The sequence below is a fragment of the Pseudomonas sp. Marseille-QA0892 genome (assembly GCF_054950135.1).
In genome coordinates, this window is sequence record NZ_CM143104.1 from 1426015 (window position 1) to 1445195 (window position 19181).

Annotated in this window: 13 protein-coding genes and 1 pseudogene; 3 read left to right on the forward strand and 11 right to left on the reverse strand. The window is 60.0% G+C overall.

The features are described 5' to 3' along the window. The first annotated feature begins 39 nt into the window (after positions 1-39). Positions 40-2631, forward strand: a complete 2592-nt coding sequence (locus tag ACY8D3_RS06595) for a bifunctional diguanylate cyclase/phosphodiesterase (RefSeq protein ID WP_462382700.1) — start codon at positions 40-42, stop codon at positions 2629-2631. 35 nt (positions 2632-2666) lie between these two features. Here the strand turns inward: ACY8D3_RS06595 and ACY8D3_RS06600 are convergent, their stop codons facing one another. Genes ACY8D3_RS06600 through ACY8D3_RS06610 form a run of 3 tightly spaced genes read right to left on the reverse strand, consistent with a single transcriptional unit; the run spans position 2667 to position 6420 of the window. After that, entirely contained in the window at positions 2667-3995 is a 1329-nt protein-coding gene (locus tag ACY8D3_RS06600; protein ID WP_462382702.1) for an MFS transporter, read from the reverse strand. A 44-nt stretch (positions 3996-4039) separates the two neighbouring features. After that, positions 4040-4987: a LysR family transcriptional regulator gene (locus tag ACY8D3_RS06605; protein ID WP_462382704.1), complete on the reverse strand. Its 948-nt coding sequence runs from the start codon at positions 4985-4987 to the stop codon at positions 4040-4042. A gap of 17 nt (positions 4988-5004) precedes the next feature. Further along, complete coding sequence (locus ACY8D3_RS06610; RefSeq protein ID WP_462382706.1) at positions 5005-6420, reverse strand: FAD-binding oxidoreductase; 1416 nt, start codon at positions 6418-6420, stop codon at positions 5005-5007. Between the two features lie 353 nt (positions 6421-6773). Here ACY8D3_RS06610 and ACY8D3_RS06615 point away from each other — a divergent pair, with 353 nt between their 5' ends. Continuing rightward, on the forward strand, positions 6774-8621 hold the full coding sequence (locus ACY8D3_RS06615; protein ID WP_462382708.1) for a sensor domain-containing diguanylate cyclase: 1848 nt from the start codon (positions 6774-6776) through the stop codon (positions 8619-8621). 20 nt (positions 8622-8641) lie between these two features. Here the strand turns inward: ACY8D3_RS06615 and ACY8D3_RS06620 are convergent. From ACY8D3_RS06620 to ACY8D3_RS06655, 8 genes and pseudogenes are all read right to left on the reverse strand, one after another. Next, positions 8642-9338: pseudogene (locus ACY8D3_RS06620) on the reverse strand (response regulator). After that, positions 9328-11970, reverse strand: a complete 2643-nt coding sequence (locus ACY8D3_RS06625; RefSeq protein WP_462382710.1) for a DUF4118 domain-containing protein — start codon at positions 11968-11970, stop codon at positions 9328-9330. Before ACY8D3_RS06625 ends, ACY8D3_RS06620 begins: the two are co-directional and overlap by 11 nt. Then, the gene (kdpC, locus tag ACY8D3_RS06630; RefSeq protein WP_462384275.1) at positions 11967-12533 is read right to left on the reverse strand and encodes a potassium-transporting ATPase subunit KdpC; all 567 of its coding nucleotides are present in this window, start codon (positions 12531-12533) and stop codon (positions 11967-11969) included. The genes ACY8D3_RS06625 and kdpC overlap by 4 nt, the downstream gene beginning before the upstream one ends. Positions 12534-12552: 19 nt before the next feature. Next, a complete protein-coding gene (kdpB, locus tag ACY8D3_RS06635) occupies positions 12553-14607 on the reverse strand; it encodes a potassium-transporting ATPase subunit KdpB (protein WP_462382712.1) in 2055 nt (684 codons plus the stop codon). Positions 14608-14617: 10 nt separating this feature from the next. Further along, positions 14618-16312: a potassium-transporting ATPase subunit KdpA gene (gene kdpA / locus ACY8D3_RS06640; protein ID WP_462382714.1), complete on the reverse strand. Its 1695-nt coding sequence runs from the start codon at positions 16310-16312 to the stop codon at positions 14618-14620. Positions 16313-16317: 5 nt separating this feature from the next. Beyond that, positions 16318-16407: a potassium-transporting ATPase subunit F gene (locus ACY8D3_RS06645; protein WP_462382716.1), complete on the reverse strand. Its 90-nt coding sequence runs from the start codon at positions 16405-16407 to the stop codon at positions 16318-16320. A gap of 211 nt (positions 16408-16618) precedes the next feature. Next, positions 16619-17344, reverse strand: coding sequence for a pirin family protein (locus ACY8D3_RS06650; protein WP_462382717.1), 726 nt, complete (start codon positions 17342-17344; stop codon positions 16619-16621). A 117-nt stretch (positions 17345-17461) separates the two neighbouring features. Beyond that, positions 17462-18343, reverse strand: coding sequence for a LysR family transcriptional regulator (locus tag ACY8D3_RS06655; protein ID WP_462382719.1), 882 nt, complete (start codon positions 18341-18343; stop codon positions 17462-17464). Between the two features lie 150 nt (positions 18344-18493). Here ACY8D3_RS06655 and ACY8D3_RS06660 point away from each other — a divergent pair, with 150 nt between their 5' ends. Continuing rightward, on the forward strand, positions 18494-19177 hold the full coding sequence (locus ACY8D3_RS06660) for a hypothetical protein (RefSeq protein WP_462382721.1): 684 nt from the start codon (positions 18494-18496) through the stop codon (positions 19175-19177). Positions 19178-19181 lie beyond the last annotated feature (4 nt).

A 19181-nucleotide genomic window follows, 5' to 3' on the forward strand; every position in this document is an offset into this window, starting at 1 on the left:
AGGCCGATAATGCTTTATCAGGTCCCGTAGAAGTGCAGCATGCGCCCCAAATCTCCTCCTCTGCCAACTGATTCCCTCGATACGTCCAGAACGCTGAGCACGGCGACTCAACTTGCTTCGACGGGTTTCATCGCGCTTATCGTTACGGTTTTTGCCCTGGTCTGTACCGCGCTCGTGTATTTCTGCCTGGAAATCAACGAGCGCCAGCTCGTCCATTCCAAGGGCGATGCGACCAATGCGATCGAGGCGCGGAGTGACAAGATCGGCACGGCGGTCAAGGACTACGCGTTCTGGGCCGACGCGTACGACCGTACCACTGGGCGTATTGACCTGCAGTGGGCTTATGCTGGCGACAACATTGGCGCGTCGCTGTACGAGACGTACCTGCTCGACGGCGTATTCATCGTCGGCCCGCATGGTGCAACTCGTTACGCTGTGGTGCGCGGCGAGCTCAGCAATGAGACGGCAACGCAGTGGCTCGGGCCGGAGCTCGATGCCCTGCTGGCCGCTGCGTGGGAAGAGTCCGTCAACGACGAACCGGTCCAGGGCTTTTTCTCGGTAAACGGGATACCGGCCATTGTCTCAGCAGCGGTAATCCGACCAAGCCCCGAATATGCTGATTTCCAGCGGCTCTCGGTGTTGATCTATGTGGATCTTCTGAATGCGAATGGCTTGTCTGCTATTGCTCAAGCATTTGACTTACCGGGGTTACAGGCCACGCTTGGTGCGCAGGATATGGCCGGGCAGCCCTCGATCGTGGTGCAGACGGCGCTCGGGGAACCGGTGACATTCGTGTGGCAAGTCCGGGCGATGGGGACCGATCTCTTGTATCGAATCCTACCCATGCTTGTTGTGCTTGGCCTGGCTGCCGCACTGGTCGTCTGGTACTTGCGCGACCATGTCCAGCGCGCTGCGCAGGCAGTGGATAGGGCGCAGCGTGCCCTGCTGGCGAGCGAGCAGCGCTTCCGAGGCGTGTCGGAAGCATCCTCGGACTGGATATGGGAGACTGATCTCGAACATCGCCTGACCTATCTTTCGGAACGATTTGTCGATGCGACGGGTTTCCCGATGGCGGATTGGCTTGGTAGACCGCTTCACGAACTGCTTGGGTACGATCCGCGCACGTTCGATACGGTCGCCGCAGAGTCCGCTGCAGCCGCGAATGGCCGTCGCCATATTCGTTGTGAGCTGTTCAATCATGCGAATGCCCGACGGTATTGCCAGCTCGCGACCCGGCCGATAACGGATGGCGAGCGGGTCATCGGCTATCGCGGCACCGTTTGTGACGTGACCGACGAGATCGAGGCCAAGGCGAGGATCGAGCACCTCAGTCAGCATGATGCCCTGACCGGTCTGGCGAATCGGCATCAGCTCGGGCGCTACCTGAGTCATCGCCTAAGCGATGGTGTCTCTGCGGATCAACCGATTTACCTGCTGGTGATCGATCTGGACCGCTTCAAACCGGTCAACGATACCCTTGGCCACGCCGCTGGTGATTTCGTCCTTCGGGAAGTGGCGAAGTTGCTTAAAAGCTGCGTGCGGGACACCGACATGGTGGCGCGGCTGGGCGGAGACGAGTTCGTCGTGGTAATCAATGGGTGTGTGTCGGCCGACCAGGCAACCATGCTATGCGACCGCATCCTGGATAGGATCAACCAACCCCTTCAGTTCGGCGGTCAGGATATCAATGTAGGCGCAAGCATCGGCATTGCGGCGGCGCCGCATGATGGTACGGTGCCCGACGATCTGCTGCGTTTCGCCGATATCGCGCTCTACGAAGCGAAAGCGGCCGGGCGTAATACCCGTCGTTTTTACGAGCCGACCATGAACCAGCGCATTCTCGAGCGACGGCGGCTGGAGACTGACCTTCGCAATGCCCTTCGCCGGAAGGAATTCGTACTCGACTATCAGCCCCGGTTCGATGCCACGTCGCAGCGCCTGATGGGTGCGGAAGCGCTGGTGCGCTGGAATCATCCGGAGCAGGGCCGGATCCAGCCGATGAGCTTCATTCCGGTCGCTGAAGAAAGCGGGCTGATCGTCGAGCTCAGCGATTGGGTCCTGCGTACTGCCTGCAGCCATGCGGTCAGCTGGGAGCCAGGGCTGATCGTGTCGGTTAACCTGTCACCGCTGGAGTTTCAGCGTGATGACCTGGTATCACGTATCGAGCGCGTGCTCGTCGAGACTGCTATCGATCCTTCGCGCCTTGAACTGGAACTTACGGAGAACGTGCTGCTGGACGACGCCGCCGGTGCACTCGACACCATGACGCGCCTGAAGCGGCTAGGGGTGCGATTGTCGATGGATGATTTCGGTACCGGCTATTCCTCGCTCAGCTACTTGCGTACCTATCCATTCGACTGCCTGAAGATCGACCGAAGCTTCGTTTCCAATATCGATGCCAGCGGAAGCGACGAAGCTATTGTGGAAGCAATTGTCAGCATGGGCCGTGCGCTGTCGCTCACAGTGGTGGCCGAGGGTATCGAAACGGCTTCGCAACTTGCGAAGATAGCCGGATTGCGCTGCGATCAGGCCCAGGGTTTCCACCTCGAACGGCCGCTGTCCCCTGAGCGATTCGCTGCCCTTCGCCTGTCGCAACCGATAGCCAGCGCATTGCCGAGCGTACCGGTATGAATAAGCCTGCCGCACGGCTGCGGCAGGCCTCCTGATCAGTGCGAAGTGGCAGGGACGGCTCGCTCCGCCTGCTTGACCCGCGGCACGACGAAGGCCAGCAGCGCTCCTACGACCAGCATGGAGGCCATGGCGTACATGGCCACCTGAGTATTGCCGGTAAGCTGCGTCAGCCAGCCGAAGACGATGGTGCTGAAGAAACCGGCCAGGTTGCCTAGCGAGTTGATGAGCGCAACGCCTGCTGCTGCGGCAGCGCCGCCGACAACTGCGGTCGGCATGCTCCAGAAGACTGGAATGCTGCTGATCATGGCGGCTGTGCCTACCGTGAGCCCGATCATGGCGAGCATGAGGTTATCGCCGAACAGGGTGCCGAAGATCACCCCGCCAGCGCCCACGACGGCGCAGATCGCCAGGTGCCAGCGCCGCTCGCCGTGCCGGTCTGAGCTGCGGCCGACCAGTACCATCGTGACGATCGCCGCCGCATACGGGATGGCCGTCAGCACGCCGATGATCCAGGGCTGCTCGACGCCGCTGTTTCGAACGATCGTCGGTAGCCAGAAGCTGATCACGTACTGCCCGAGCACCAGACAAAAGTAGACACCGCCTAACAGCCAGATCTTTGGGTTGCACAACCCGTCTCGCAGGCTGTGCCCTTGTTTGCCTGCCGATTCCCGATCGATCGCGGCTTGCAAGTCCCTGCGTTCTTCTTGGGTAAGCCAGTGAGCATCGGAAATTCGATCACGCAAAAGGAAGAAGACGGCAGCGCCCAGCGCAACAGCCGGCAAGCCCTCGATGACGAACAGCCACTGCCACCCCGCAAAGCCTGCAACGCCATTCATATACTGGAGGATATAGCCAGAGATGACCGAGCCGACGAGGGCCGAAATCGGCAGCGCGGTAATGAACAGTGCGGTCATCGTGCCTCGGCGATGCGCCGGGAACCATGTCGTCAGGTAGAAGATGATGCCGGGGAAGAATCCGGCCTCTGCGGCGCCAATCAGGAAACGCAGGACATAGAAGCCGGTGGGTGTCTCAACGAACATCATCGCCGCGGATAACAGACCCCAAGTCATCATGATTCGCGCGATCCAGCGCCGCGCGCCTACCCGATGCAGGATGACATTGCTCGGGACTTCGAAGAGCAAATAGCCCACGAAGAACATGCCGGCGCCAAGGCCATATACGGCCTCGCTGAACTGGAGGTCATCGAGCATCTGTAGCTTTGCGAAGCCGACATTGACCCGGTCGAGGTACGCGACGAGATAGCCTGCGATGAGAAGCGGGACAATGCGCCAGGCCGTCTTACGGTAGGCCGCATCGAGACGCTGGTCAGCCGTTGCATCGTCTGAGGGGGAAGAAGGGGTCATGGGCAGCCTCTTGTTGTTGTAGTGCAGCATTGTTGACAGCGGATCTAATCGGAACTGATCAGGCGAATGCAGGGCCAATCGCCGGCATGGCACATGTCTCGCACTACGTCGTTCAGTAGCTCGACCATGGCAGTGCGCAGGCGACTGTTGGGCATGGCCGCGCACGTGCAGATGCCGAGCGTCCGGAACACGCCTTTACCTGCGATCGGATGGGCGACCAGGCGTCCTTCACGGACCTCGCGAACGGCAAGGTTCAAAGGCATCAGCGTCGGGCCGATGCCGGCTTCGACGGCGCTCATGAGGATGTGGACGGAATTGACTTCCATCGCAATGCCCAGCGGTGGCATGTGCTGTTCGGCCAGCGCTTCCTCGACTACGGCGCGGGTGGCATGGGCGTGCGCTCTGCCAGGAAAGACCAGGGGCCTGGAGACCGCTTCAGCCAGAGTGACCTCGCCTGGCGGAGGTGCGTGTGGGTCACCAGGGGCATGGAAGTAATACAACGCTTCCTCGGCGACCGGGGTGAAAATGACTTCCGGCGGGAGGCCGGACGGGGTGAATAGCGCGATGTCCACCCGTCCATGGAGGAGCTGGTCGATGAGATTGCCGGTCAGCTCTTCGTTCAGGTGCAGTACGACATTCGGATAGCGCTTCGCCGCCGCTCGCATGAGGGGCAATGCCAGGATTCGCGCCACGGTCTGCGGCAGCGCGACGACGATGGAGCCGGATAGCTCGCCAGGTTGCTGGGCAACCGCAGCTTTCGCATCCCGCAGATGCTTGATCATTCCGCAGGCATATTCATAAAAGACATTGCCGGCCTCGGTCGGAATGATACCCGTGGCGCTGCGATGAAAGAGCGGCGTTTCCAGTTCTGCTTCGAGCATTGCCATCTGCTTGCTCAGCGCGGATTGCGCCACATGCACCTCACGGGCGGCGCGCGACAGGCTGCCGTGGTCGACTACTGCGACGAAATAGCGGATCTGGCGAAGTTCCATAGGGTGATGGCTCGACGTCAGGCGCTGGCGTCAGGAAAGATCTTGCCAGGATTCATCAGGCTCTTCGGGTCGAGGGTCGCCTTGATGGCCTTCATCGTATCCACGGCAGGCTGGCCATGTTCAAGTACCATGTAATCCTGCTTGGTGCGGCCAATGCCATGTTCGCCCGTGCAGGATCCGCCCATGCTGATCACGCGCTCTGCCAGCCGATGCGCGATCGCGTCCGCTTTCGCGATCTCGGCCTCATCGTTCGGATCGACGAGGACCAGCGCGTGAAAGTTGCCGTCGCCTACGTGTCCGAAGATCGGCGCCAATAGGCCCGATGCTTCGATGTCCGCCGAGGTCGCCTCGATGCATTCGGCCAGTCGCGAGATGGGAACGACCGCGTCGGTGGTCAGCGAGCGGCAGCCTGGCCGCAGGGCCAGCGATGCGAAGTAGGCATCGTGTCGTGCCTGCCACAGCCGGGTGCGGTCTTCCGGATTCACCGCCCACGCGAAATCCTGACCGCCATGTTCATCGGCAATCATTCGGATGGTTTCAATCTGTTCCTGCACGCTGCTCTCGGAGCCGTGCAATTCGAAGAACAACGACGGCGCCTCGTTGAGCGTGGTTTTGGAATAGGCGTTGAGTGCGCGTACGGTGAGCGCATCGATAAGCTCGATTCGAGCAATGGGCACGCCAAGCTGGATGGTCTGCATGACGGTGCGGACCGCAGCATCCAGACTCGGGAAATTGCACACCGCGGCGGAAATGGCTTCAGGGATGGGATGAAGTTTCACGGTCAGCTCGGCGATGGTGGCCAGGGTACCGCCAGAGCCTACCAACAGGTGGGTCAGATCATACCCAGACGATGACTTGCGGGCGCGGCCTCCCGTTTTCATCACCCGGCCGTCTGCAAGCACGGCTGTCATGCCCAACACGTTCTCACGCATCGTGCCGTAGCGAACAGCATTGGTACCGGATGCCCGGGTTGCGGCCATGCCACCGAGCGAGGCATCGGCGCCTGGGTCAATCGGAAAGAAAAGGCCGGTACCATGCAATGCCGCGTTGAGTTGCTTGCGCGTTACGCCTGGCTGGATCGTTACATCCATGTCTTCATGGCGGATCTCGATGATCTGATCCATACCCGATACGTCGATACAGACCCCACCTCTGACGGCATGCAACCACCCTTCCAGGGAAGTGCCGGTACCGTAAGGGATCATCGGCGTATCGTATGCATGGCATAGCTCATGAACGGCAACGATGTCATCGAGGGATGTCGCGAAAACCACAGCATCCGGCGGCAGCGGATCGAGCGCCGATATGTCCGATCCGTGGTGTGCCCTGACGCTGGCAGCCGTACTGAACCGACTTCCGAATCGGTCTTTCAGCGCCCTAAGGAGTGCTTCGGATAGTGGCGTATTGGCATGGGGTAGCGCGAGGTCAAGCATTGCTTTCTCCGGTTATCACACGTGGGCTGGACTGGGGTCGGCGACGGGCTTCTCCATCTTAGGTGCGCTACGTTCAAGTAACGACATGCTGATTTAAGATACTTCCATCTCTAAATGAGATGAGGATCCGGTTGTCGTTCTTTTCAAGCGAGAGCCCGATCGCCCCAAATCGTTACAACGCGTTCGATAACCGCGGGGCTGAGCTACCATGGGTCAAGGGCCCGCGCTGCGCGCCCGCCTCTGAAACCGTTCCAGCCTTAGCGCGGAGTTTCACCGGGGTTCAGCGATGCTGGATGTCCAGATTGAAATGTGTCAGCGTGGCGGCTTTTTAGTAGCCCGTTACGAACGCGCCAATGACCGGCCCAGACATGCTGATACCACCCAAGCCTTTGAATGAAGAGGCACGCCTTCGGCTCTTGCGCAGTCTGGATATCCTCGACACGCCGGCTGAGGAAACCTTTGACCGTGTGACGCGCGTTCTGGCGCAGCTGCTTGACGTCCCAATCACGCTGGTGTCGTTGGTCGACGATTCGCGACAATGGGTGAAGTCACGGGTCGGCATCGACCTGCAGGAGACCCCAAGAAGCGTTGCGTTCTGCGCCCATGCCATCCACGCCGAAGATATCTTTCTGATCGAAGATACGTTGGCAGATCCGCAGTTCGATCAGCATCCTCTTGTGGTGGGTAGCCCGCACATACGTTTCTACGCGGGGATCCCACTGAAAACGGCTGACGGCCTCGCCCTGGGGACGCTTTGCGCAATCGACCGTCGACCCCGAGCGCTGACGCCTGGCATGAAGGCGGCGTTTCACGATCTGGCGAGTATTGTCGAACGCGAGCTCCTGCAGCGCGCTGTAACCGAGCAGGGCAAGCGGGTCTGGGAAGAAGAGCGATTGGCGCGGGCGCGCAGTGATGCGCGTTTCGCGACGATTTTTCGTGAAACGCCAACCGGCAAGATCATCGTTGATCTGAAAGGGCGTTTCATCGAAGCCAACCCGAAGTTTTGCCAGCTGACGGGCTATACGGCTGACGAACTCACGCAGCTCAAGTTCAGCGACATTACCCATCCGGAAGATCTTGGCGCCGATCGATTGCTGGCGGCGGAGCTCGTCGCGGGCACGCGTACGAGCTATTCGGTCGAGAAGCGGTACATCCATCGCGACGGAAAGCCGGTTTGGGCACAGGTGAGCGTCTCGCTGTTGCAGGGGCACGAAGGCCATGCGCCGCAGTTCATTGCGGTCGTCCTGGATATCGGCGAGCGTAAGCGTAGCGAGCAGATGCTGCAAAACCACCGCGCCGAGCTCGAGCGATCGGTAAGGGAGCGGACGCTTGAGCTGGAGCGTAGCCGCCGCGTACTGCAGACCATCACCGACAACCTGCCTATCCTGATCGCTCAGGTGGACAAGGATCTACGCTACCGGTTCAACAACCATATCTACAATGAGGTGTTTGGTGTCGATCCCGCTGACCTCGCCGGTAAGCACCTTTCGAGCATGATTCGGCCCGATCTCCTGGATGAGCTGATGCCGTACTTTCAGCGCGCGCTGGCCGGCGAGCGCGTGACGAAGGAAAGTGTGCAGTATCAACAGGATCGCGACCGGCTTTGGAATGCGACCTATATTCCTGAGGTGCGCGACGGCGAAGTCGTGGGCTTCTTCGTGATGTCCCAGGATGTCACCGAGCAAAAGCGCTTCGAACGGGCGCTGTTCGACAAGGCGATGCTCGATCCCCTGACCGATCTTCCCAATCGACGCGCGCTGCAGGACAGGCTCGAAGCGTCGATTAACAGCGCGAACACTGACGGCGTGCCGTTCGTGGTCCTTTTCATGGATCTGGATGGCTTCAAAGTGATCAACGATGCGCACGGCCACGACGTCGGCGACGAGCTTCTCAAGCAGGTCGGGCGTCGACTGTTACAGGCGGTAAGAAAGGGCGATTTCGTCTGCCGCCTCGCCGGTGACGAATTCGTCGTTGTTGCCGAGGGCGTACCTAATATGGCGATTGCCGAGCGTATTGCCGCCGACATCACAACCGCTATCGAAAAGCCGTTCGAGCTCTCTGTTGGAGCGCTGTCGGTAGGCGTCAGTGTCGGCATCGCATCCAGCCAGTCGTCTGCCATGCGTGACAGCGACGACGTGATGGCTCGCGCGGACAGTGCGATGTATGAAGCGAAGCGTCGTCGGCGTGACGAGCGTTCCTGAAATACGCCGGGGCTGCCGTCTTACCTTTCGATCAGTTCATAGCCGACGCCTGGTTCTGTGCGAATCAGGACTGGCTCGGGCGGACCATTGCCGAGCTTCTGACGGATCGTCGCGATCACGATTCGAAGACAGTGATGGTCGTGAACATGGCTCTGGCCCCATACCTCGACCAATAACTGACGCTGGGTGACCATTCGCCCGGAATGCTTCATGAGCAGGGCCAGCACGTTGAATTCCTTCCGGGTCAGGTGGACCGCCACTCCATCACGCATGACCTGATGTCGCGAGATATCCATTTGCAGCGGACCGACGCTGAGCAGGGCGGTGGATGCACTGCTGTTGGTCAGCCGCTGGCGTAGTAGTACGCGAACCCTGGCCAGTAGTTCGGCGACGCTGAATGGTTTCGTTACGTAGTCGTTGGCGCCAGCATCCAAGTGCCTCTACCTTGTCCAGCTCATCGGTCCTCGCGGAGGGAACAAGCACTGGAGCAGCAGTCCAGGTGCGCAGCTGAGTTAGAACATTCAGGCCATCCATATCCGGAAGGCCAAGGTCGAGGATGATCAATTCCGGCCGATGGGTCAGCGCCTGTTGTAGGCCTTCTGCGCCGTTACTCGCCTCTAGAACGGCAAGCCTCAGGGTGGCAAGGATGATACGCAGGAGCGCCCGAATCTGGCTTTCATCGTCGACGACCAGCACACCTGGTTCGCTAGCCTCCATCCTGGGTATGTCTCTGCGTAAGTTGGATGGGAAGTGACAGCGTAACGGATGTGCCCAACCCGCCCGGACCATCAGCGACGCTCACATGCCCGCCATGCGCGCCCACCATTCCTTGACATATCGCGAGGCCAAGCCCCGTTCCTTTTCCTCCGCGATCGCCTCGCGCCGCGGTATAGAACATATCGAAGATCTGCGCCCGTTCTTGGGGCGGAATACCGGGGCCCTGGTCGGTCACGACAAAACAAAACGCATCCGGGTCCACGAGGGCCCTGACCTCCAGCGTTCCTGAGGCTGGCGAAAATCTCGCGGCGTTTTCAATGATGTTTATCAAAGCCTGTTCAATGAGGGCACCGTGTACGTGAAGCATGGGGAGCGTGTCGGCAACGTCGATAACGACGTTCAGCTCGTTGAGTAGGGATTTGAGCCGCGCCGTGGCGCTGGCAACGATCATGGTTGGCGCGATCCACGCTCTTGTGATCTGGAGGCCCGCTTGGCCGAGCCGTGTCATGTCCAGCAGGTTCTGGATATAACGATCGAGACGATCAGCTTCATCGCGGGTACCACGGAGCAGCGTGAGACGGTCCTGCTCGCTGATCTGGCGGCCTAGGACGAGGAGCGTGTCGATCGAGCCGCGCATTGTCGTAAGCGGAGTCCGCAGGTCGTGGGATACAGAGGCGAGCAGCGCGCTGCGCAACTGTTCGGTTTCTCCGTGAAGCCTGGCCGCCTCAAGGTCCTGGGCCAATTGAGCGCGCCCCAGTGCCTGTGCGGCCAGTTGCCCCAGGTCGGATAGCAGGCGCCGCTGCTCCTGACTCAATGGAGCGTCCCCGTTAGGGCGCGCACCGAGCAATGCCTGCGTGCCATCGGGAGTAACGAGTGGCAACCACCACCACGAACAGTCCGGTAAGGTATCGGTGTGCTTGCCCGCGGCACGGCCGTGTCGCCAGGCCCAATCCGCAGCGGCACGTTCCTGTTCAGTCAACCCGACGCGTATACCACTCTCGAATGACCATTCCGTCTGCGCGTCTCGCCGCAGGATGATGACATCGAAGGGGTAGTGTCCTTCGAGTTGCTGCATGGCCGCGGTGAGCACGGCCTTACGGTCGGTGGCTGCGGTGAGCTGCTGCGAGAGTTCCAGCACTGTAGCCGTCTCACGCTGTGTCGAGCGTATGCTTTCGAGTTGCCGGCGTTGGCGTGATGCGAGGTTGCCAGTCAGCGTAGCCATCAAAAGAAAGAAAGCCAGAGAGAGAACGTCCTGTTCGCGTGCAATGGTCAGCGAGTGGACCGGGTCGATAAAAAACCAGTTGTACGCCAGGAAGGAGAGCCCAGCGCAAATGAGCGCGGGACCTAGGCTCGTGCGAACGGCGACCAGCAGCACCGCAGAAAGAAACACCAAGCCGACGTCGGGCAAGTCGAGTATCCGGGAGACGAGCATCGCCATACCGGTCGCTACGCTGCTGGCAAGCAATGCCAACAGATATTGGCGCCAGCGTAGCGGGGCGCTGGAGCGGTATGTGATGGGTGGAGTCTCCGCCTGGCTGTCGACGATACTGATCTCGAGACCCCGGCCTGCCGCGACGAGTCGCGCATGCAGCGAGCGTTTCCATCTCAGACGTGCGCGGCTACGGCCCACGAGAATGACATTAGCGCGGCGCTCGAGCGCATGTTCGATCAGTGCCTTTGGCGGGTCGCCATGTAGCGTGATCGCTTCGCCGCCGAGCCGCTCTGTCAGCTGCCGCGCTGATTGAAGTCGGGTTCGATGCGCCTCGTCCGTAGGTTTCCCATCATCGACATGTACCGCCGACCAGGGAAGGTGACGTCGCTCGGCTACGCGGCTGGCATATCGCACCAGCGCCTCGGCCTGGCGATCACCCGTGATACCCAGAATCAAGCGTCCGCGTACGGCCGGCAGAGGCTCTCCAAGCTGGGCAGCGCGTCGATCCAGGTCGGCCTCTATACGCGCCGCTGCCGTCTGCATGGCAAGTTCGCGCAGAGCGGTAAGGTTGGTTTGACTAAAAAAGGCATCAATTGCGGCACGCGCCTGATCCGGTACGTAGACCTTCCCCTCACGGAGCCGCTCGAGCAGCTCTCGCGGCGGGAGATCGATCAGGAGGATCTCATCAGCATCATGGATGACCCAATCTGGGACGGTCTCGCGGACCCGGATGCCGGTGATGTCTAGGATCTGATCGTTCAGGCTTTCCAAGTGCTGTACGTTAACGGTGGAGTAGACGTCTATCCCCGCTGCCAGCAGCTCCTGAACATCCTGCCAGCGCTTGGCGTGGCGACTGCCCGGCGCGTTGGTATGGGCGAGCTCGTCCACCAGTACCAAGGACGGAGGTGATTGGAGCAGACCGTCAAGATCCAGCTCTGCCAGCATCAATCCTCGATAGGGGACGGACCGGGTCGCCTGCTGCGGCAGCCCGGCAACCAATGCTGCGGTCTCGCTTCGTCCATGTGTTTCGATGATTCCGGCACGGACCAACACACCTTGCAGGAGCAGGCGATGCGCAGCCTGCAGCATCGCGTAGGTTTTTCCAACACCTGGGGCAGCGCCAAGAAAGAGCTTCAGGCGACCGCGCCCTTCCCGAGGCAGGCCGGCCAGCAGTGCATCGGCTCGTCGGCCACTGTTCATGGTTGCGTTGGTCTCGTTCCGATTGCGTCCAGTGCCCTGTTGAGTTCGAGGACGTTCACCGTCTCCGGTCCGATCAGCGATGGTCGAATGTATCGATCGACCAACGCCTCCAGCCGCTGTTGGTCCAGACCGCGCGCGGCGGCAATTCGTGGAATCTGATAGCGCACCGCGTCGGGAGGCAGATCAGGGTCCAATCCGCTTCCGGAGGTGGTAACCAGCGCCATCGGCACCGGGCGGCTTCTCGTCGCCTCCCATCGTTCGCTCTCGGTTTGGATTCGCTCTGTCAACGCTGGATTGGTCGGGGCGAGGTTGCTGGCGCCGCTGGCAACTGTCGCGTAGTCGCCGGCAGAAGGGCGTGAGTGGAACCACCCGTCTCCCTCGAACGACTGGGCAATCAAGTGGCTACCACGCACTTGGCCATCAATGTCTCGGATCAGGCTACCGTTCGCCTGGTCAGGAAAAGCGCCTTGCCCAATGGCAGTAACCAATAGTGGATAGGCCGCGCCGGTTATCAGCGTCATGAAAAGCAGCGATGCGACTGCGGGGCGCAAATGAGAGGCGATGTTCATGTCTGGAATTACCTCAAACCAGGCCGATGGCAACGAGCAGCAGATCGATAAGTTTGATGCCCACGAACGGGGCCACGATGCCGCCGACCCCGTAAATAAGTAGGTTCCGGCGTAGCAGGGCACCGGCGTCGGTCGCCTTTACCGGGACGCCTCGCAGCGCAAGCGGAATGAGGGCAACGATGATTAGTGCGTTGAAAATGATGGCTGACAGGATGGCGCTCTGGGGGCTATGCAGGCCCATGAGGTTCAGAGCGGCCAACTGCGGGTACAGCCCTGTGAACAGCGCCGGCAAGATCGCGAAGTATTTGGCGACATCGTTCGCGATGGAGAAAGTGGTCAGGGCGCCCCGCGTTACTAGCAGCGCCTTGCCGACCTGCACCACGTCCAGCAATTTCGTCGGATCCGAATCGAGATCTACCAAGTTCGCCGCTTCGCGCGCGGCCTGGGTCCCGTCGTTCATGGCCATGCCCACATCGGCCTGGGCAAGCGCGGGCGCATCGTTCGCGCCATCGCCGCACATGGCAACGAGCTTGCCGTCAGCCTGTTCCTGCCGTATCCGCTGAAGCTTTTTCTCAGGCGTGGCCTCGGCAATGACATCGTCGACGCCCGCTTCGGCGCCAATTGCCGCGGCCGTTAGTGGGTTGTCCCCGGTAACCATTACCGTTCGGATGCCCATCTGACGGAGTGCGGCGAAACGTTCCCTAATGCCTGGCTTCACGACGTCTTTCAGATGGATCGCGCCCCTGAGCTCGTTATCGATAGCCACCAGCAAAGGCGTGCCGCCGCTCTGGGCAATCTGTTCAATTTCACGGGCCAAGGTGGACGGCAGATCATTCCGGCTGATGCCCAGCCACTCGAGTACGGCGTCCACTGCCCCCTTGCGGTAGCGCCGACCATTCCAATCTACGCCGGACAAGCGCGTTTCAGCGGTGAACGGGATGGCAGTCACAGCAGTGCGTTCGGGTGCAGGTACCGTATACAGGCTGTGCAGATATTCGACGATGGACTTGCCTTCCGGCGTGTCGTCGGCAAGCGATGCCAGCAATGCGGCTTCGGCGAGTTCGGGCGTAGTCACGTTCGGCGCCTTGTGAAGCGCCGTACAGCGCCGGTTGCCGAAGGTGATCGTACCGGTCTTGTCGAGAAGAAGGGTGTGTACATCGCCCGCCGCTTCGACGGCTCGCCCGGATTTGGCAATGACATTGAGCCGGACGAGGCGATCCATCCCAGCGATGCCGATCGCCGAAAGCAGGCCGCCGATTGTTGTAGGGATGAGCGTAACCAACAGGGCGGCCAGATAGACCATCGGCAAGTCCCCGCCTGCATAACGCGCGAAAGGCTGTAGCGTTGCAACGACCAGGAGGAAGATCAGCGAGAGGCCGATCAGCAGGATGTCGAGCGCAACCTCGTTTGGTGTTTTCTGGCGCTTGGCCCCCTCCACCAGTGCGATCATGCGGTCCAGCGTCGATTCGCCAGGGTTCGCGCTGATGCGTATGAGGAGCCAATCCGAAACGACTCGCGTGTTCCCGGTCACTGCCGAGCGATCACCACCTGATTCGCGTATGACCGGCGCCGATTCCCCCGTGATGGCCGCTTCATTGACCGCGGCAACGCCTTCGATCACCTCCCCATCGCCTGGTATGAGCTCACCTGCTGCGACCCGCACGATGTCACCTCTACGCAGGGTGGTGGCCTTGACCGCCTCATATGCGCCAGCGGGCGTTTGGCGATTCGCCATAAGGTCTTGGCCACTTGATTTCAGGCTGTCTGCTCGTGCTTTTCCGCGACCCTCTGCCAATGCTTCGGCAAAATTGGCGAACAGGACGGTGAACCACAGCCATACAGCGACCTGCAGCGTCAGCATTGGGCTGACCGCAGGGTGAGGTACGAAACACAGCGCCGACGTGACGATCGCGGTGAGCTCAACCGTGAGCATCACGGGTGAACGGACGAGCGAGCGGGGATCGAGCTTCAGCAAGGCCTGAAGCAATGCGGGTTTCCACAGTGCGCCAAAGCTGGTTCGTTCCGAGGCGGCGACGTGCTCGATTGGATTAACTGTTTGCATATTCATGGGTATGCCTCTAGAGAACTGCGCCGAAATGTTCAGCCAGCGGGCCGAGCGCGAGGGCCGGTAGGAAGGTCAATCCGCCTATCAGCAGAACGACGAGCGTGAGCAATACGACGAAGAGAGGGCCGTGGGTTGGAAAGCTGTTCGGGCCTGTCGGAGCGGCACGCTTGGCGGCCAGGCTGCCTGCAATAGCGAGTACAGGAAGGATGTAGCCGAAGCGCCCTAGCAGGATCGCAAACGCCTGCATCAGGTTGTGGTAGGGCGTGTTTGCGCCGAAACCCGCGAAGGCTGAGCCGTTATTCCCGGTTGCAGAGGTGTAGGCATAGAGCATCTGGCTGAATCCGTGCGGGCCGGGGTTGCTGATAGCACCTGCCGGTCCCGGCAGGCCTACGGCCAGCGCGCTCAATCCCAGCACGCCAACTGGCATTACCAGGAGCGTTGCCACGAGCAGCCGCACTTCGCGGGCTTCGAGCTTTTTCCCGAGGTATTCCGGTGTACGGCCGATCATCAAGCCTGCGAGGAAAACAGCAATCAGCACGAACAACAGCATGCCGTAGAGCCCTGCGCCAACCCCGCCGAAGATCACTTCGCCAAGCATCATGTTGAACAGGGCAATCATGCCGGCAACCGGGCTGAGGCTATCGTGCATGGCGTTCACCGATCCGTTGGATGCGGCGGTGGTAGTCGTGGCCCATAGTACGGAGCCTGCTACCCCAAAACGGCTCTCCTTGCCTTCCAGCGACCCGGTATGCTCGATGGGAAGCAAGGAAAACGCAGGGTTTGGCTGGTATTCAGCATGGAGCGCCGTCCCAAGCCCAGCGATGAAGAGTACGAGCATGCAGGCCAACAGCGCTCTGCTTTGCCGCAGATCCTTGACGTAATGGCCGAACGTAAAGAGCAGGGCAACGGGGATTAAGATAATCGATGCCATTTCGACCAGATTGGTCCATTGCGTAGGGTTCTCGAAGGGATGGGCGGAATTAACGCCGAAGAAGCCGCCACCATTCGTACCGAGCTGCTTGATGGCGATCTGACTGGCCGCGGGGCCCAGTGGAATGATTTGACTTGCACCCTGATGAGTAGTCGCCTGGACATAGCTATCGAACGTCTGAGGTACGCCTTGCCAGATCAGGAATACCGCTAGCAGAAAGCTGAGCGGGAGCAGGCAGTAAAGGACGGCCCGGGTCAGGTCGACCCAGAAGCTGCCAATAGTCGGCTTCGCGCGGTCTGCAATGGCGCGTGCAAGGGCGACCAGCACGGCGAGGCCCACGGCGGGGCTGACAAAGTTCTGCACGGCCAATCCTGCCATCTGGCTGAGGTAGCTCAACGTTGACTCGCCGCTATACGCCTGCCAGTTCGTATTGGTCACGAAGCTCGCAGCTGTATTAAGCGCAAGGGTCCATTCGAGGCCAGGCAGTCCCTCGGGGTTTAGGGGCAAGTTCCCTTGTGATAGCAGCAGAGCGAACAGGGCGCCGAGGCACAGGCTTGAGAAAACAACCAAAGCCAGAGCGTACTGCTGCCAGGTCTGTCCCTGCTCGGGGTCGATGTTGCAGGTGCGATAGATGACATGCTCGATGGGCCGAAGCGCTGGCTGTAGCCAGGTTCGCTCCCCTTGCATGGCGCGGTAGAAAAATCGCCCAAGCCAGGGAGCTGGCAAGAGGACGAGCAGGAAGAATGCAGCAAGAAGCGCGATGTCCTGGGAAGCCATGGGCATCACTCCCTGCCTGCGCGTAGCAGCGCGGCCAGCAAGTAGAGAAACAGCCCGGCCGCCATGAATAAAGCGGCACCGTCGATGATGGTCATTACGCTCTCCTTGTTAGCGGTACGTCCGCGTTAGGGAGAGTCTCTGTGTTCAGCCCGTAAAAATTCGATTCCGGAAAGAGTACAAGCGCGTAAAAAAAACGTATGAAACCCGGCGGGTCTGGCAGGACACAAGTTGACGTGGAAGGGCGGCAGCAGCGTGTTGCGGTGTAGCATCGTAATGAGCCCTGCCATTGCAGGGCTCATTACTGGACTACTGCGGCATTGCTGGCAGCTCGTTGGGGCGCAGATCAAATACGAGGACTTCGGCATTCTCACCGTGGCTCAGTTCGACGGCTTGAGCGTGGCGCAGGCGAGCACCGTCTCCTGCATTCATGGAGATGCCGTTGAGTTCAACAGCGCCTTGGGCGACGTGAACATACACATGACGATCCCCAGGGATCGCAAGCGCTGCGCGTTCGTCCCCATGGATTAAGCCGGCATAGACGCGCGCATCCTGGCGTACCTGGAGCGAACCGTCTTCGCCATCCGGGGAAATAATGAGCTGTAGCCGACCGCGTTTTTGCTCTTCTGAAAAATGCACTTGCTGGTACCGGGGCGCGGCATGGCGAACATTCGGTACGATCCAGATCTGCAGGAAGTGCACCGGCGAGACGTCGGAATGGTTGAATTCGCTATGCGAGACGCCACGTCCGGCACTCATGAGTTGAACGTCGCCCTGACGAATAACGGAGCCGTTCCCCATGCTGTCCTGGTGTGCCAGCTCACCTTGCAGTACGTAGGAGAAGATCTCCATGTCCCGGTGCGGGTGCTCGCCGAAACCCCGGCTGGGGTCAACGGTGTCGTCATTGATTACGAGCAAGTCTGAAAAGCCCTGCTGGTTCACATCTCGATAGTTCGCGAACGAGAAGGTGTGAAACGATTTGAGCCAGCCGTGATTCGCGGCGCCACGTTCGGATGCTTTGCGAATTGCGAGCATGATCGGATTCTCCATTCGGCGGGGCAATCCCCTTTGATTGATGGATTCATCCTACTGTCTGTTCTCGCGGCATTTAAGTAGTTGGATACAGACTGAACGTCACGCTGAGGTTGACGATCAAAGGCCGCCGAGGCGTTCACGTAAAAAATCGGAAAACACCTGAACGGCTCTCGCGGATTGCCGATGTTGGGGATAGACGGCATATACGGCGCCGCCTTGGGGCTGGAACGCTTCGAGTACGGGCACCAGCAATCCGTTTGCTAATGCGTCTCCAATAATAAAGGTCGGTAGATACGCAATGCCCATGCCCGCCAGGGCAGCATCTCTGATGACTTCGCCATTGTTCGCTCTCAGCTTGCCTTTCACGGAAACACTGACTGGCTTCCCGTTATCTTGGAAATGCCATTCGATGTGACGTGTGTGCCCGTAAAGCACGCAGGCGTGGTGCCCCAGGTCCGCCAGCGTTGATGGCGCACCATTGGCCGAAAGGTAGGCCGGACTGGCGCAGGTAACGATTTGCATGCACGTTAATCGCTTGGCAATGAGCGTCGAATCTTCGAGCCGGCCGATGCGTATGGACATGTCGTATCCCTCGGCTAACAGGTCAACCGACCGATCGTTGAACTCCAATTCCAATGCGATAAGAGGATGCTGCTGCATGAAGACCGGTACGAGCGGGCTGACGTGCAAGGTACCGAACGTCATCGGGGCGCTGACCCTAAGTGTACCGCGCACGGTTGGGCTCTGGTCAGAGACGAGTTCCTGGGTTTCCTGTAGATCGTTCAAGATTCGCACGGCGCGCTCATGGAGCAGCATGCCGAGTTCGGTCGGCTGCAATCGTCGCGTGGTACGGTTGAGTAACCGAACGCCCAGCGAATCCTCCAAGGCCATGATCCGGCGGCTGATGTACTGTTTCGAAACACCCAGCTTGTCAGCCGCTGCGGTGAAATTGCCTTCCTGAAGGGTCGCCACGAAGAGACGCAGGTCTTCGACATTCATCCGTAATGCCTCTTGAACAGAGCGTGATTATGGCGGGTCTTTGTCTAGGGTGCGATCTCTACAGTCATGGACACTGAAGCTCAATCGCAGGGCAAACGTCTCGTGGGCGCCTTTCAGTGCGGCGGCAAGGTATTCGAGCGGAGTGTTTGAATGCGAAAGATTTTGACAGGGTTGATGGCCTTTATCGTTGCGTTGCTGATTGCAGGTTCCTGCTTACTGCGATGGCCCACGACGGACTGGCTACCGCGTCTGCTACCCGACGAGGCGCAACTCGACGGCATGTCTGGCAACCTTGGCGGGGGATCAGTCTCACGGGTCACAATCAATGGATTCTCTAGCGGCCCCTGGATGTGGTCATGGCAATCACCTCGGCATATTGATGTACAGCTTGGTGCAACGGATCAGGAGGCATGGCAATTCAAGCTTTCGGGTTGGCCTTGGGAATGGTCGGTAAGCACTGCAGGTGGCGATTTGAGGTGGTGGCAGCGATTTCCTTTGGTGGTAGGAACGGCCCGCGGCGATCTGGAATGGCGCGGGAGTTGGCAGACCTGCAGTCAGGCGGCGGGCGAGCTGAATGCGTCGTCCCTACTATTGCTGGTGCCTTATCCAATTGGACTCGGCAAAGGAGGCTTGACTGCATCCTGTGCTGATACCCCAATACTTAATGCGTCGATCCAAGGCTCAGGTACGCATGCACTGACGGCGCGTTTCAACCTCTTGGATGGACGGGGGCACGTGGAAGGAGAAGTTGACCCCGGCAGCGCGTTAGGGCGCGTGCTCTTTCTTGGTGGGCTGGCACAGGAAAACGAGCGGCGTGTTCGTTTTGGCTTCTGAGCGT

What these genes read in the sequence shown, in the direction of transcription:
- ACY8D3_RS06595 (WP_462382700.1), top strand. Translation starts at nt 40, where the DNA reads ATGCGCCCCAAATCTCCTCCTCTGCCAACTGATTCCCTCGATACGTCC.
- ACY8D3_RS06600 (WP_462382702.1), bottom strand. Translation starts at nt 3,995, where the DNA reads ATGACCCCTTCTTCCCCCTCAGACGATGCAACGGCTGACCAGCGTCTC.
- ACY8D3_RS06605 (WP_462382704.1), bottom strand. Translation starts at nt 4,987, where the DNA reads ATGGAACTTCGCCAGATCCGCTATTTCGTCGCAGTAGTCGACCACGGC.
- ACY8D3_RS06610 (WP_462382706.1), bottom strand. Translation starts at nt 6,420, where the DNA reads ATGCTTGACCTCGCGCTACCCCATGCCAATACGCCACTATCCGAAGCA.
- ACY8D3_RS06615 (WP_462382708.1), top strand. Translation starts at nt 6,774, where the DNA reads ATGACCGGCCCAGACATGCTGATACCACCCAAGCCTTTGAATGAAGAG.
- ACY8D3_RS06625 (WP_462382710.1), bottom strand. Translation starts at nt 11,970, where the DNA reads ATGAACAGTGGCCGACGAGCCGATGCACTGCTGGCCGGCCTGCCTCGG.
- kdpB (WP_462382712.1), bottom strand. Translation starts at nt 14,607, where the DNA reads ATGAATATGCAAACAGTTAATCCAATCGAGCACGTCGCCGCCTCGGAA.
- kdpA (WP_462382714.1), bottom strand. Translation starts at nt 16,312, where the DNA reads ATGGCTTCCCAGGACATCGCGCTTCTTGCTGCATTCTTCCTGCTCGTC.
- ACY8D3_RS06645 (WP_462382716.1), bottom strand. Translation starts at nt 16,407, where the DNA reads ATGACCATCATCGACGGTGCCGCTTTATTCATGGCGGCCGGGCTGTTT.
- ACY8D3_RS06650 (WP_462382717.1), bottom strand. Translation starts at nt 17,344, where the DNA reads ATGCTCGCAATTCGCAAAGCATCCGAACGTGGCGCCGCGAATCACGGC.
- ACY8D3_RS06655 (WP_462382719.1), bottom strand. Translation starts at nt 18,343, where the DNA reads ATGAATGTCGAAGACCTGCGTCTCTTCGTGGCGACCCTTCAGGAAGGC.
- ACY8D3_RS06660 (WP_462382721.1), top strand. Translation starts at nt 18,494, where the DNA reads ATGCGAAAGATTTTGACAGGGTTGATGGCCTTTATCGTTGCGTTGCTG.